Annotated in this window: 11 protein-coding genes and 2 pseudogenes; 4 read left to right on the forward strand and 9 right to left on the reverse strand. The window is 59.4% G+C overall.

Annotation, left to right across the window (positions count from 1 at the left end):
* Positions 1 to 677: 677 nt before the first annotated feature.
* Positions 678 to 1,028, forward strand: a complete 351-nt coding sequence (locus IPP95_15230; protein QQS72499.1) for a hypothetical protein — start codon at positions 678 to 680, stop codon at positions 1,026 to 1,028.
* A gap of 96 nt (positions 1,029 to 1,124) precedes the next feature.
* Positions 1,125 to 1,349 (forward strand): annotated as a pseudogene (locus IPP95_15235) (two pore domain potassium channel family protein).
* 152 nt (positions 1,350 to 1,501) lie between these two features.
* Here IPP95_15235 and IPP95_15240 read toward each other — a convergent pair.
* Positions 1,502 to 2,473 (reverse strand): annotated as a pseudogene (locus IPP95_15240) (DUF389 domain-containing protein).
* Positions 2,474 to 2,716: 243 nt separating this feature from the next.
* A complete protein-coding gene (locus IPP95_15245; GenBank protein QQS72500.1) occupies positions 2,717 to 3,331 on the reverse strand; it encodes a hypothetical protein in 615 nt (204 codons plus the stop codon).
* A 161-nt stretch (positions 3,332 to 3,492) separates the two neighbouring features.
* Between IPP95_15245 and IPP95_15250 the strand changes: the two genes are divergently transcribed.
* The gene (locus tag IPP95_15250; protein ID QQS72501.1) at positions 3,493 to 4,728 is read left to right on the forward strand and encodes a hypothetical protein; all 1,236 of its coding nucleotides are present in this window, start codon (positions 3,493 to 3,495) and stop codon (positions 4,726 to 4,728) included.
* A gap of 11 nt (positions 4,729 to 4,739) precedes the next feature.
* Positions 4,740 to 5,801 carry a hypothetical protein gene (locus IPP95_15255; protein QQS72502.1) on the forward strand — a complete coding sequence of 354 codons (1,062 nt, stop codon included), beginning with the start codon at positions 4,740 to 4,742 and terminating at the stop codon, positions 5,799 to 5,801.
* Positions 5,802 to 5,873: 72 nt separating this feature from the next.
* Here the strand turns inward: IPP95_15255 and IPP95_15260 are convergent, their stop codons facing one another.
* The 7 genes from IPP95_15260 to IPP95_15290 form a co-directional block, all read right to left on the reverse strand.
* On the reverse strand, positions 5,874 to 7,028 hold the full coding sequence (locus IPP95_15260; protein QQS72503.1) for a hypothetical protein: 1,155 nt from the start codon (positions 7,026 to 7,028) through the stop codon (positions 5,874 to 5,876).
* Positions 7,029 to 7,257: 229 nt separating this feature from the next.
* Positions 7,258 to 8,922, reverse strand: coding sequence for a multicopper oxidase domain-containing protein (locus tag IPP95_15265; GenBank protein ID QQS72504.1), 1,665 nt, complete (start codon positions 8,920 to 8,922; stop codon positions 7,258 to 7,260).
* 262 nt (positions 8,923 to 9,184) lie between these two features.
* Complete coding sequence (locus IPP95_15270; GenBank protein QQS72505.1) at positions 9,185 to 10,669, reverse strand: gliding motility-associated C-terminal domain-containing protein; 1,485 nt, start codon at positions 10,667 to 10,669, stop codon at positions 9,185 to 9,187.
* Positions 10,670 to 10,757: 88 nt separating this feature from the next.
* On the reverse strand, positions 10,758 to 11,414 hold the full coding sequence (gene msrA, locus IPP95_15275) for a peptide-methionine (S)-S-oxide reductase MsrA (GenBank protein QQS72506.1): 657 nt from the start codon (positions 11,412 to 11,414) through the stop codon (positions 10,758 to 10,760).
* 40 nt (positions 11,415 to 11,454) lie between these two features.
* A complete protein-coding gene (locus IPP95_15280; GenBank protein ID QQS72507.1) occupies positions 11,455 to 12,000 on the reverse strand; it encodes a hypothetical protein in 546 nt (181 codons plus the stop codon).
* Between the two features lie 37 nt (positions 12,001 to 12,037).
* Positions 12,038 to 12,970, reverse strand: coding sequence for a T9SS type A sorting domain-containing protein (locus tag IPP95_15285; protein ID QQS72508.1), 933 nt, complete (start codon positions 12,968 to 12,970; stop codon positions 12,038 to 12,040).
* A gap of 253 nt (positions 12,971 to 13,223) precedes the next feature.
* Positions 13,224 to 14,924, reverse strand: a complete 1,701-nt coding sequence (locus tag IPP95_15290) for a DEAD/DEAH box helicase (protein QQS72509.1) — start codon at positions 14,922 to 14,924, stop codon at positions 13,224 to 13,226.
* Positions 14,925 to 15,008: the final 84 nt, after the last annotated feature.

Here is a 15,008-nt window from a genome sequence, read left to right on the forward strand (position 1 = left end):
GCCGATGGGAGCATGGTGACAGTAAGCCGCTTCCAGAAGGCATTGGACCTGGATCCAAGCCGCTGGGTCACTCCAGATACGCTTGTGACCCCAACGGTGGTCTCTATGCATTCGATATCGACCTTTTCGTTGCGCGTTACCATTGGAGCGGGATCACGGGGATCGTGACTCAAGTTCCTTCATTGCTGACGCTTTTTCCGAATCCGGCACGAAAAACACTGAACTTGTCGGAACCGGTGAACGGCGTGCTCATCGACGGGCTCGGGCGCACACTTCAACGGCTGCGGCGCTCATCGACGATCGCGGTGGAAGGGCTTGCGCCGGGGCAATACGATCCGCACGGATGATGGTGTCATAAGTCGGTTTATTAAGGAGTAGGTTGCAGGGACGACGGGTGACCGCCCGGTAAGGCTGGATGCAGGGGAATGCCATCTCCACACACAGTCGAAAGTGATCGCATAACGCCCCTTGGGCCTCATTCGGGTGGCGAGGAAAGCTTGAACAACGTTCAATGTGGAAGAGCAGATCAAGAACATTGTTGTCTCCTTCATGCCGGGGCGGTCCTGTCGATCCTGCACAAGGTCTCTGAGATCGCATCAATTCGTTTCCCGACAAGGGTCCATGTGGCAGTTCGTGAAGGCGCGGGATGTCCGGGATCCCCTACATTGGGCGGGTCCATGGAACGTACGGCACGCCCTCTCCACATGCGCTTCGGTTTCATCAACCACGTGCTGGGGCGACGCTACCGCTATCTGCTCTATGCGCTGGTCCTGTTTTTGGTATTCCCCAGTTTCTTCTTCACCACGGCATACCACAGGGAGATCGCCTACGCCTGCTTGAGCTTGGTGCTGGTGATGGGCGTGTATGCCGTGCATACCCTGGTCACCAATATGTACATCGGGCTCGGCATGTCCGCGTTGGTGATCGTCATCAACGCGGGCGGGCTGTTCAGCACGAACGCCACCGTCAGTTCTATGTGGGTTTCCTCTTCTACATGGTGTTCTATAGTTACGTGGCATATCAGCTGATCGCCTCATTTTTCGCACTTCGAACGTGACGATCGGTGTCTTGTTCGCAGCGATCAATGTGTACCTGCTGGTCGGGATCGTCGGCGGCTTCAGTTCATGTTGATCGAGAACGCTTTCCCAGGGTCGCTCAACAACGTGAAACTGGAAAGTTTGACGACCGATCAGGCGCACTTCATCTATTTCAGCTTCATGACCATGAGCACTGTGGGCTATGGTGATATCACCCCGCGACCGCTCCGGCCCGAATCACTCGCCATCGTCTTGTCCGCATTCGGGCCGATACATTTGACGATGTTGGTGGCCATCCTCGTAGGGCGCTTCATCACGCACCGGTTCCAAACACAGATGGAACGGATGGCGCTAGGAGTGACACTGGTCTGCGCGCCGGATGTTGTGGTCGAGCGGTCAGGGTCACTGATCATTGGTCGGCCCATGTTCGTTCCCGGCCATGCATGGCCAAGCGCAATAAGGGATCACTCCAAACCCTTGTGTGTGATCAACGGGATCACCTCCACCGTGATGTCGCTCCGGAAACCGGTCTGTTCATGTACATCGTCACCAATGGTAGTGGCCAACGTTTGCGGGACCTCACCGCCGAAATGGCGCCGGACGATCACATTGATCAAGGCCTCTGAGGCACTCAGCAAAGTGACATTGATGGTGCTGCCTTCATCCATGAAGCCCGGCACACGCTCCACCGTCCGGGCGGTGGTGGTACGGATGGCCTTCTCTTGTTCGAGGGATCGGCGACGGATCCCGCGTATCACCAGGATGAGCCCGCTGCCGATGATGTCCAAGCCGATGATGTTGAGGAGCATGAGCAACAGGGCGTGCGATGCGACGTCCGTGTTCCCGAATGCGAGCCCGATACCGACGACGGCTGCCGGAGGTAAGAGGGATACTGCGATCTCCACCCCGATAACGGCATCCAGGACCTGGCCCCGGCGATTCGATGCGGTGGGGCTCGGCGGTGAGCGCCAGTGCCGCAGCGGCACCGGCGGAGATGGCGATGATGAGGTTCAAGGCGAGATCCTGCGAGGTGGGGATCGCCCGCAGCGCGATCTCCGGCGTGATGGTGTAGCCGCCCAAGAAGTGCTGAAGAGCGATGGTGATCAGGTAGGCGATCCCGCTACCGATGATCAACAAGCCCGCGACCTGTTTGAACAGACCACGTGCGGCGATCCCGGCATCCGAAAGATGGTACCGATGCAAACAGCGCGTGATGGGGCCATGAACGGGGCCACGCACATGGAGCCGATGATCGCGGCCGGGCTGTTGAGGAGCAGGCCGGCCGTGGCCAGACCGGCGGCGGCCACGGTCATGGCGATGTATCCTGGTGAGATGACCGCGCCGGAAATGGCGCGTTCCTCCAAGGTGGTGTAGTAGTTCCGGATACCCCAGATGCCGGGCCGGAGGTCCCACGGGTTGTACTTGTAGTGCGTCATGGTGTTGTGCTGTCCTGGTTCAGGATGAGGGTGATATGGGGGTGTGATAGCCTCATTCCCACCGATGTCCACGAGGATGATCGGCCGGTGCAGGGAAAGGTAGGGCAGGTTCTCTTCCTGCATGCTGCGCTCCTTTTTGCCGGTGATCCGCACATAAGGATCGGTCTGCAGTATTCCGGTGAAGGCCGCTGCGTTGTGGGGAATTGATCGCTGATCATTGGCAGGAAGGAAGTTCGGCTACATTCAATCCTGCTCCAGTCTCCACGGGTTCAGGAAGAACGTCAGGTAGGTCATCAGCCCGCTGAAGCCGATGAGGTAGAGCGGCCACAGCAGGTGCAGCCAAGAAAAATTGAAAAGGATGCTGGTCGCGGTGAGCGTCCATGCAAAGAGGACGATGGGCCAAGCATCGGTGCGGTGGCCGGCGGGGTCCTTGAAGGCGCGTTCCAACATGGGTATGGCCACCAGCAGGTCCGCAGTGATGGCGAGGACCGTGGTGATCCAGGTCGGAGGACAGGAGGAAGACGCCCATGCATGCCAAAGTAAGCCCAGCAGGCAGAGCACATCGCCTTTTCCCCGGGAGTAGTTCCCGCTCCACACCCCGGTGATGCCGATGAGCACGCAACCCATGGCGGATAGCAGCACGCTGAACACGTTCCAGTCCCAGGCCCAAGCCCCGGCCTGCAACTGGGCCACCACACTGATGCCCATCAGTAGTGACCAGCCGAACCAGGAGAGCACAACGGCCTTCATGCGGCCACTGGCCACGCGGCGGATCATCCGGTATTGCGCAAAGGCGACGAGGACATAGGCTGTCACCTTCATCATCCCGATCAGCATGGCCGGTCCATTGGTATCCATCGGTAGATCGGCGAAGCTACTGGGTCCGAATGCTCCTTCGGGATGTCCGCGACGGTTCCGGACGGCGTGTTGGATGCCGAGGATCCGCATCCGATCACAACGCTGTGCGGGTTACTGATCCTGAAGGGCTATTTTCGTCGCCGAACAATCAACATACTTGAATGAAAGCTCTTTTCACCTTGGTCGCATTCGCTGTGTCCGCTTCTGCTTTGGCCACGGACCGTATCGTGGAGGAATTCGGGCAGGCACCGGCCTACTCCAACATCACGGCGGCGGTAGCAGCCGCTTCGGACGGAGACCGGATCATCGTAAAGAACCGGGCGGGCAACATCCCATGGATCGAGAACATCATGGTGAATGCCAGTCTGCAATTCCTGAGTTTCTCCAACGACGACTTCTTCTACGTCCAAGGGAACTACACGATCACTGGTGCTGCCGATCGCGAGGTCACTATCATCGGCATGCGGAACACGTCCGGTAACATCCTGGCCGGTGCAGGAGGGACTGTACGTGGTACTTCTGTGCGCCTTATGGATAGCTACTTCGTGAATGGATACGTGAACCTGAGCAATAACAACTTCCAGGCAGATATCGTCGGTTGCACTTTTATGAACGGTACCGTGGCCGTCAACTACGGCAACGTGGTGGGCTGCGACATCGATGGGTCGGCACAGAACGCTGCCGGTATCAGCATATCGGGCAGTTCCTCGGGCTTTCCGCTGGACACCTGTGCTGTCATAGGCAACAAGCTGAAGAGCGCAGTAGGCTATGAAGGTATTTTCTCCAGCTCGGAGAGCCAGGTGTTGCATATCCGGAACAACTACATCCAGCATGGTTGGATGGGGATCGAGGTCTACGAAGGAAACAACACCGGCGTGCAGAACCTGATCTGGAACAATACGATCACCGCGTACGCCGGATCGTCCACCACTTACGGTATCAGCCTCGCGAACACCAACACCGGGAGCGTGTGGGAAGTGATGAACAATGCGATCACGCGCACATGGAGCGGTACCAATAACCGGGGCATCAACAAGGACAGTGGCAATTCAGGCCAGATCAACGTGTATTTCAACCACGTGTCCAACAACATGAGCACACCGATCTCCGCCGGGTTCACCTTCGCTTCGGACAACACCACGGACCAGGCCATCACGCTGAACGCGGACGGCACCTTCGCCAGTGCGCCGTCCTGCATCGACGGGGGCAATCCGGCACCGGTGCTCAGCGACCTGGACCTAACCACGGGTGATGCGGGCGCTTACGGTGGTTCATACACGCTCAACAATTTCCATCCCATGCACACGGGTGCTGCGCGGGTCTACCTCACCGGCCATCCGTTCAATGTGCGTTCCGGTTCCACACTGCGTGTGAAGGCCGTGGCCTTCGACCGCTAATGCCGGTGCTCATGCGAACGCGTTTCATTCTTCTGTTCCTACCTGTGCTCCTCTGCACGCAGTTGGCAGCCCAGACCGGGCTGCTGAACACCGAGTATTTCTGGGGTGCGGATCCCGGCCAAGGCAACGGCTCACCGATGGTGGCCGTGGATGGAAGTTATGGTCAAGTCTTGGAAACCGTGCTGGCGGAGACGGTGGCACTTCCTTCACCGGGCGAGCACACCTTTTCCATCCGGGCCAAGGACGAGGATGGCAATTGGGGGCCGGTCTTCCAAACGCTGATCCAAGTATTGGCTGGCGCTGTCAGCTTTCCGGACATCCAGGTGAGCGAAGGCGAGTACTACTGGGATACCGATCCCGGCGAGGGGAATGGCGGTCCATTGCTCGCGTTGGACGGGAACTATGATGATGCGCTGGAAGCGATCGGTGCGGACATCACGCAGTTGCCTGCAGCGGGCATGCATGTGTTGAGCTTACGCATACTGGATGTGAACAGCCATTGGAGCGCACCGTTCAGCATTGTGGTGGAGGTGTTACCGGGCAGCGTCAGCTTTCCCGCGATCCACGTTGCTGCGGCCGAGTACTGGTTCAACACGGATCCCGGGGAGGGCATGGCTACGGCCATGTTGGCCGCGGACGGGGCGTTCGACCATGCGATCAAGGCAGTGAAAGGAGGAGCGATCCCGGTGCCGGTGACAGAGGGCATCAATGTCCTGTGGATGCGGGCTAAGGACGACGACGGAGGCTGGGGGCCGCCGTTCGGCGTGGTGGTGAACATGGACACCACGATCTTAGGTACGGTGGCTGTGCCTGAAGAACTCGCAGGGACCTCTCCCTTGATCATCGCGCCGAACCCGACCACCGCTGCGTCAGGTTTCCGGGTGGAGCAACGTGGCGATCCGGCGCCGATCCGCATCCGTGTGCTCGATAGCCAAGGACGCGTGGTGCTGGACCGGGACTATGGGAGCCGTTCCAGGGTGGATGTTCCACTGAACGGCGTTGCTGCGGGCCTTTATCCTGTGGGTGTGTACCGGGGTGATACGGTCACTTGGCATTCGATCGCAGTGCGATAGCGGCAACGTTCCGATGGTCCGATCAAAGTAGACCACTGTTCTGTCGTTCATGGACCTGTTCGGAACGCGTCTTCATGGCTCGACCTCCACTTCCTGCCACTGCTGGTTGTTCACGTTCTGGTCAGCGTTCGGGTCGTACATCACATCGTTGCTGGGGATGTACTCTTGGTTGTTGTTCATCCAGTACTGGTCCGCGCCGCTCTGCACCTGGTAGCGCTCGCCGGTGCTGTTGTCACGCACGGTGTTCTCGTCCTTGATGTAGTTGAGGAAGCCGCGTTGGTTCTCGTCGCTGGCCTGCATCCTTGAGTTGTAGGAACCCATTATGCTGTTGTTGACGGCTTCCGTGGTACTGCGATGGATGGCCTGCCGTTGATCGAAATTCCGCTGGTTCTCCTGCATCCGTGCATTGTGTTGCGACCAGCTCTGGCCAGCCTTCTGCTGTTCGCTGGCGTTGTATGCTGCGATCTGCTGCGGGTTGTACTGCGTGTTCACGATGCTGTTGACCAACGCTGCTTTCGCGCTTGCCATGGCTCCCTTTTCAGCAGTAACGACCTGCATGTTCGTGTACCAGAACACATTGCTCTGCCCTTGGCTCACCATCATGTTCACGATCATGAACATCGGCTCGCCCTGCGCGTTCGTCCATTCGGTGCCCATGGCTGAAAAGTGGTCGCGTGTCGGTGCGACTTTGTACAGCTTGGACGAATACGCTTGATTGCTTGCCGCGATCTGTGGCAGCGGATATTGTTTCATCAAACGCATCCCCTTATTCCCCATCGCCTGTGAAACATCTTGTAGCACGTAGGTTTGGATATCAACGGGTTGCCGCATTTGTTGCCCGGCCATCTGGTAGCTCTGCTGCATCGACGGGTCGTTGGAATACGTGAATGTCCCGCCATTCCAGTAGTATACTTTCACGCCACCAGGGCCCGTGATGGCCGGTCCATTGCCTTGGGCGCCTTGGGCGACCTTCCAGGATGCGGGCAAAGGGACCTGCTGACTGACCATGCCCGTGTTCGGGTCGGTCACCGGATACATGACCATCCGTTCATCCCCACTGGAACGGCCTGGCATGCTGCCGTTCCCTTCCTGCATTCCAGGATCTCCCGGCTCTTGGCCGTTGTAACCGTACTGTCCATCGTCGAACTGGTCCTCTTGTGGATCGTTGCCGCAGCTCGTCGCAAGAAGGACAATGACGGAAAGCAGGGGGAGTGTGAGGCGTTTCATGGTTTGGATGTTCAAGGGTGATCGATCATCCATACTAAGGTAGGTGGAATTGGGGCCAAAGACCTGTAGAATCCCCCGAATTGGGGGGATGCCCTCGCAGCACCACCGGTCCGGTTTTTTCGGCAGTTTTTATCCCCGACCACGATCGGGACGCGACCGCAGATCCGCCTGCCGGGAGCTCGGCAGAAGTTCCACCTATGAGCGGTGGGGGTATGTGCGCTTGGACGGCTTATTCCCGAACGACCATGGCCTGCGCCTGTTTGCCCAAGCCCGTGAACAGGGCGATGTAGTTGCCGGGTGAAAGCCTTGCGAGATCGATCGTGCCTTCGGTCATCTTCGGGCCTTCCGCACGCAGCACCTCGCGACCGGACAGGTCCAGCAGGCGCAGCTGTATCACCGGGAAGGACGTGTTGAACCGCACCAGCGAGGAGGAGGGTACCGGATAGACGAGGGGATGTTCCACCTTCACCGTTCCGGCCACGGAAGCCGTCGGGTCCACGATGATGAACTGCCACATCATGTGGTTGATGTGCATCAGGTTGTGGCAATGGTACATCAGGGGCCAGCCGTCGGTGGTGTATTCGGCGAAGCGCATGATGACGCGCACGGTGTCGCCCACATCCACTTGGACGACGGACTTCGGCCCGCGTTCCCACTCGGCGGGCGGTTGGCCGTTGCGGTCCAGCACGAAGAAGGATCCCCCGTGCATGGTCATCGGGTGGGCCATGTTGGAGTGGTTGATGTAGGTCCAGATCTCGGTGTCGCCCAACATGATGGTGTCATTGATCACGTCCATGTCCCATCCTTCACCGTTCATCATGAACATGCCCAATCCGCCGACCAAGCCGGTCCCCGTTATCTCCTTGATGCGTGTGCGCGCCGCCGAGGCCTCGGGATAGGGCTGTACATCGGCCAGCGTGGCAGGTATCGTTGTGATCGGGTTGCTGCTCTGTGGCCCCACACGGATGCGCAGGATGGGGAAATCGACGCCATTGAGCGAGCTGCTTTCCCAGAGGAGGTTGTTCGAGCCTGGGACGGTATTGGGCAGTTCACTGCCATAGCTCATCAATAGCAGGCTGTCGCCTTCCATACCGGTGAGGTCAAGGAGAAGTTCCACGCGTTCGCCACTTCCCAGCATGATCCGGGTCATGGTTGCCGGGGCCGCCAGCAGACCTCCTTCACTGGCGATCACTTGGAACGGGACATCCCCTTCGAAGCCGAACGGGTAGTACCTGGCGGTGGAAGCGTTCAGCAGCCGGAGCCGCACTACCTGTGCCGGGCATTCCAAATACGGATGCGCCGTGCCGTTCACCAAGATCGAATCGCCATAGGGTGAAGAAACCAACTGCCCTGAAGGCGAGAATTTCTTGTCCTGCACCGCCAAGGGAAAGTCATCAACGCCATAATCTCGCGGCAGTGCAAGTTGGGCTTCTTCATCATCGCGAACGATCATAAGGCCGGCCGCTCCTTTGCCCACTTGTGCCCCGATAAGGTTCATGGTGTGCGGATGGTACAGGTACACGCTCGCCTTGTCGATCACCTTGTACTTCACGCTCCACATGTCACCCGGCTCGATCACCCTGGGCGGGCTGCCGTCGAACTCCGGTGGCACGTTCATGCCGTTCCAGTGCATGCCGCTGATCTCCGCCAACTGGTTGTGGATCCGGAAGTGCGCGGTATCCCCTTTGTGCAGGATCAGCGTGGGCCCGAGGTACGGTGCGTTGATGCCGTAGGTGTCCGTCACCACCCCGGGATAGAACTCATGGGTGTGCTCATCCAGCGTCAGGTCGAAGGTGTCCAGTTCGATCGCGGGCGGGATCGCCAAAGGGTTCTGTGCCCGGACATGGGCCGTGGCGAGGATCACTAAGGCTATGGGCAAGGCGTATCGTTTCATCATAGGGTTGTTTCGGTAGGTCAAGCTTGAGAGATCCCGGCGGATTGAAGTATGATGGATGTCATATTTGTCCGGGATCCGGAGTGCCAGTGCGGGCTTCCGGGCCTTGGATCCGGACCGGCCCCACCCTGCATTTGTTTGGGGTTCATCCACCTCCCGCGTACGGCGAGCCGCTACTCCACGCAGAATTCCGCATCGGCGAGTGCCCCTGCAATAGGTGTCCGGGTGTGAGCGTGGGCCGCTTGGAAGCGGTGTGGCGCGGCTACCGGACCAACGTCACAAAGCCCTTTCGTGTCAGTTCCGATCTGGGGTCGCACGGGTCACGCATGTGCATGACGTAGACATAAACGCCGAGAGGCAGTTTGGCACCGTCCCATTTCTCAAAGGTATCCGTGGTGGTCCACAGAAGCTTTCCCCAGCGGTCGAAGATCTGGACCTGATAGTCGAGGTCGGGAATGTCCAAATGCCCTGGCCACGTGTCGTTGATCTGATCACCATCGGGCGTGAACGCGTTCGGGAGAAAAGCCGTGGGAGCTGTGCGAACGTCGATGTGCGCACTGGCCGTGTCGTCGCATTGGTCGGGCCGGGTGGAGTAGAAAGTGAGGTCGTATTCATTGTACCGCTCCAGGTCCACGTGGTAAGTGCCGCGGCACTGGCCCAGCACCCAGCGGTCGCCCACGAAAAAGGCACAGGAATCGGCCTCGCTGGCGAAATTCACTTCGATCCCGGGCGTACAGGGGATCTGCTCCACCGTGAAGGTCGCCGGAAAGCGGGGGCGGACAAAGACACTGTCCGTGACGGGTTCGTTGCCACAGCCGAGGACATCGAAGGCTTGCAAGGAAATGGGCTGCCAATAGGGTCGGTCGAAGACGATCGTGGGGAAGTTGTTGTTACTGAAACCGTTCGTTCCCCAGCGCCAGACCAACGAATCCGCATTGGTGGCCAGCAGGATGCCGGTTCCGGGCGAGCGGAGGCAGAGGCTGTCCGGCGCGGCAAAGATGGCGGTGGGTGGGGGCAGGAGCGTGAGGAAGACGTTGGCGGTGACGATGCAGCCCGAGGTGGTGTCCACGGCGATCACGTCCACGTTGCCCACGGTGCCCAACACCACGGTGAAGGAGGCTGTTGTATCCCCGGTGCTCCAGAGGTAAACGTCCGGTTGGAAGCCGAAGACCGGGTCAGCTGAGAGCACCGATGGAAAAGCAGGGCAATACACGGCCTCGCCGCTGATGTTGATGCCGGGATCGCCTAGTTCCACCGAGAGGAAGGAAGGGCAGGTCCCACCGCTGATCAGGACCGAATAGATGCCCGGCCCCAGGTCGTTCCGGGTAAAGTCCGTAACCGCGGGGTCGTCGGCCCACTGCCAAGTGTAGGGGCCGGGGTCTTCGGTAAGCGTGACGCTGCCGTCGTCGAGCCCCGCGCAACTGATGTCCGTGGCGGTGAGCGTACCCAAAGGCAGCACGGTCGGAGGCACGACCACCGTATCGATGACGCTGTAGCATCCGGTGGTGTCGAAGACCTCCACCGTGTACGGTCCAACAGCCAACCCCGTGGCGACGGGGTCCTGCAAGCCCGGATCATGGGACCAGATGTAGAAGTACAGGCTTGGGGTGTTGGGCACTACGGTAATGGACCCATCGGCATCACCCGGGCAGGTGGGGGAGTTGACCTGCACGGTGATATTGCACGGAACCTGGCCATGCACGAGGATGGCGGCGGTACACAAGAAGAAGAGGGGGAAAAGGCGCATTTGGGGCCGCAAAGCTCGCTTTTTTCAGCAGGACCGAAGCACCGCGCCGGATCAGTTTTACACGGCACGCAAAGATCGCGCCAGCCGCTCACTTCAATACCTCCGGCATCTTCGCCTTGAACCGATCGAATCGCGGGATTGAAACGCTCTGCACATAAGGATCGCCGGGGTTGTGCCTGATGTAGTCCTGGTGGTAGGCCTCTGCGGGCCAGAACTTCTCGAACGGCACCACCTGCGTGACGATGGGCCGGTCGTACTGCCCGGAAGCGTTCAGTTTCTTGATCTCATCCTCGATGGTCGCCTTCTGCGTTGGCGTTTCATAGAAAGCGATGGAGCGGTATTGCGCACCGGCGTCGGGGCCTTGACGGTCAGGCGTAGTGGGGTCCTGGCTTGCGAAGAAGACCTTCACCAGCGTTTCAAAGCTCACCACCTCGGGGTCGAAGTACACCTCAATGGATTCGGCATGGCCGGTCCTGCCACTGCTTACTTCCTCGTATGTGGGGTTTTTCTCCGTTCCGCCTGAATAACCGGAGATCACCTCTTTCACGCCCTTGACGCTTTCGAACACTTCTTCCGCGCACCAGAAGCAGCCCTCGGCGAAGTGTGCCGTGCTCAGACCGGAGAGCTCCGGTATTTGTCCACTTGGATCAACAGGAAGTGCATTGTCCGCAGGGGTCGGGGAGCTGCTGCTTCCACAGGCGGCGAACAGGGCAAGAGGAAGGAGGACGGCGGTGAGGGCTTTCATTGGAGTGCTTGGCTTGGCCTGAACAGCGTGATGGACACGATCAACGGAAGGTCGTTGTGCGGGTGCGCGCCTGACGGTCAAGCGTGCGCATGGCCTTGGTGGCGCGAGAACGCACGGCCGGTCCCGGGTCTACGCGGAGGGCTTCTTCCAGCAAGAGCTTGAATTCCGCAGCGAGCTCCGGGTAGAACTTCACCATGCGCATGCCCACGGTGATGCTGAACGCCTGTGAGGCAATGGGCTGTGCCGGGTCTTGGACAATGGCGAACATCACCTCCGTGATCCGGCCATGAAGTGCCTTGGGCAGCGGGCAGAACTGTAAAGTCCGGATCAAGTTACGGTGCACACCTTGGTGCAAGGGAAGGTCGAGCAGGTCGAGCATCTTGCCGCCCCATGGTCCGCCCAGCTTCGGATGCGCTTCACAAGCGATGGACATGGCCCACGAGGCCAACTGTGCCTCCCGTGATGTGCCGTGAAGCACCAGCTCCATCAGTGCGGCGAAGCGCTTCCGATCTCGGCCGATGTGGTCGGCTATACGCTGGATGTTCGCCTTGTTCCGATCGCTTAAAAGGGTGGCGAGATAGTCCATAACGTACTTGGCCTTTATTCAAAAGCCAGCGACATTGCTATTGCTTTATGAACCTCGCCCATTGCGCCCGGGTCCCTTGAGCGATCTGAAGTTGATACAGACCTGCGGGAATTGCGGACACGTCAAGCCGACCGCGATCCGGGCCGGTCACGATCAAGCGGCTTTGCGTATCATGCACGCGGACGACGCCATTGGCCGATGGTTTCCACTGCAGTACATCATGCACGGGTTGCGGCCAGACCACCAAGGGTTCCCCATGCGCGGCCCGATCTTCCGTGATACCTGTGGTGGTGCCGATCGTGATCACGGTGTCAGAGAGGTTGCAGAGGCTGTCCGGGGTGAAGAAGACATCATAATCCCCGGCGGGCAAGTTGTCCCAGAAGGCAGTAGTACCGGCCTGCTCGGAACCCACTGGTGTGTGATCCGGCAATTGGTAAAGGGCAAATGTTCCAGTGAAGGGCGTGGGCGGGGGCAGGGGTGAGAGCGGGTCAGTTGTAAGACCAGCCACCTGTATACTGCCTCCAACACTTTCGTCGGCATCCTGGGAATTGATCGTGAACTCGACCTCTCCGGATGAATAGGCGGTCAAGAGCGGCTCGATACCGTATGACCCACAATGTGAGTGGTCCACTACCTTCGTTTGATAGGTATGTCCAAAAGGCAGCCCCGGCCAGATCTGAGTAAATTGGTATGTGAAGTCTGTCCCGACCACACTGTCGATAGCTATCCCATCCTGCAAAAGGTAGGCGACTGTCGAATCTGGGACCACACATTCGGGATTGTTGAAGATCTGCGGAGCGCCATATGGCTCGATGCCTCCGAAGATGTCGATCTCTAGGCCTAGGAAAGTCACGTAAAATTGCTGGTTGAGGTTCCAGCGGTCCTGCACGATGGTCAATGGATATGTGCCCAGCAAGTCTGTTCCATTGAACATGGTGATCGTATGGGGGCCGATCGGAAGTTCCGTCATCGGCTCCGTGGACCCGTTGTCCCAAAGACAGGATGTAGCACCGCACTCACCCAAATTGACCCATGAGAAACCAATTGAGTCCGGCCACACAGGATGATGATTGTAGGGTCCGCATTGCGCTATTCCGGCGTTGGCCAAGAATAACATACTGAAGGCGGCGGTGAAGGCTTTCATCATCGTTCACTGTTATTGATCAACAGGAAGACGGGAGCCTACGCCAACAGTTGCCCGTGGTTTACCGGGACGAGGACGCCTATGCAACTCCCGTCCGCCGCGCCTTGTTGAACTTCTTCTTGTCCTCCTTGAAATCGCGGGCACCCGTGGCACCTCCTCCTTCGTCCACGCGGATCTTGCGCCCCTTGTAGTTCGCGGCCTTGAAGTGGCCCATCGCCTCGTCGAAGTGCTCACTGTCGATGTCGATGAAGCTGAACATGTCCTTCAGCAGGATGCGCCCGAAGTGCTGGCCGGTGAGGCCGGTGATGCCACAGAGGTAGCCGAGCATTTTGCCCTTGTCGAAGCCGTCCTTGGTGCCGATGTTGATGAACATGGAGCGCATCGGGCCACCGGAAGAACGTCCGTACTCGGTCTTCTCCTTCCGCTCCTTGGGGTTGTGGTCCTTGCGGGCAAGGTCCACGTTGAGGTCGCGTGCATCCTTGTACTGCTTGAGGAAGCGGTTGAATTCCAAGGAGACCACGCGCTTGATCAACTCTTCACGGTCCAGCTCGGCGAGGTCCAGTTCAACGGCGTTCAAATAACCGGCGATGGCTTCTTCGTCCACCTTCACGGCCTTGAGCTTGCCGATGAAGGTGAGCAGTTGGCGCTCGCAGATCTCCGAGCCGTCCGGCACGCGCACATAGGTGAAGTGGACCTTCAGCTGGCGCTCCAGACCGCGCACCTTGAACACGTCGCGGCTCCCGATGATGCTGAGTGAGATCCCGGTCTTTCCGGCACGCCCGGTGCGGCCGCTGCGGTGGGTGTAGCTCTCCACCTCGCCGGGCAGGTCGAAGTGGATCACATGGCTCACGTTGCTCACGTCGATGCCGCGCGCGGCCACGTCGGTGGCGATCAGTAGTTGGAGGCTCTTGGAGCGGTAGCGCTCCATCACACGGTCGCGCTGCTGCTGGCTGAGGTCGCCGTGGATGGCATCGGCGTTATAGCCGTCGCGGCCGAGGTTCTCGGCGAGTTCCTGGGTATCCTGTTTGGTGCGGCAGAACACGATGGCGAACATGTCCGGATCGGCGTCCACGAAGCGCCTCAGAGCGAGGTAGCGGTCGCGGGCCATCACCACGGTGTAGCGGTGCTGGATGGATTCGTTGGCTTTGCCGGCGCCGCCGAGGCTCACTTCCTCGGCCTCGCGCATGTAGTTCTTGGCGATGCGGCGCACCTCGTTGCTCATCGTGGCGCTGAAGAGCCAGGTGCGCTTCTCTTTCGGCGTGCGGTCAAGGATGGTGGTGAGGTCCTCTTGGAAGCCCATGTTGAGCATCTCGTCGGCCTCGTCCAGCACGGCGACCTTGACGTGCCCGAGGTCCACCGCGCCGCGTTCCAACAGGTCGATGAGGCGGCCCGGAGTGGCCACCACCACATTGGCACCGCGCTGGATGCCGCGGATCTGATCGCGGATGTTCGCACCTCCGTACACCGGAACGCATTTGATGCCGGGCAGGTGTGCTGCGAAATGCTCGATGTCCTTGGTGATCTGCACGCACAGTTCACGCGTGGGTGCGAGCACCAGTGCCTGCACCGTTTTTAGGTCCTTGTCGATCCGCTCCAGCAATGGGATCCCGAAGGCTGCGGTCTTACCTGTGCCGGTCTGGGCCAAGGCCACCATATCGCCTTCCCCGGTAAGGAGGAACGGGATCGTTTTTTCTTGTACGGGCGTGGGGTTCTCGAAGCCGAGGTCGGTGAGGGCGCGCAGTATTTCGGCCCGTATACCGAGCGATTCGAAGGAGGACATGAGGAGGGGAAAAGGGGGGAAAGCCGTACCTGTCGCGGAAACGGGGGCGCAAATGTAAGGGTTTGGGAATGAACGGGGTGTGGC

It is taken from the genome of Flavobacteriales bacterium (assembly GCA_016700415.1).
In the GTDB taxonomy this organism is placed as follows: domain Bacteria; phylum Bacteroidota; class Bacteroidia; order Flavobacteriales_F; family PHOS-HE28; genus PHOS-HE28.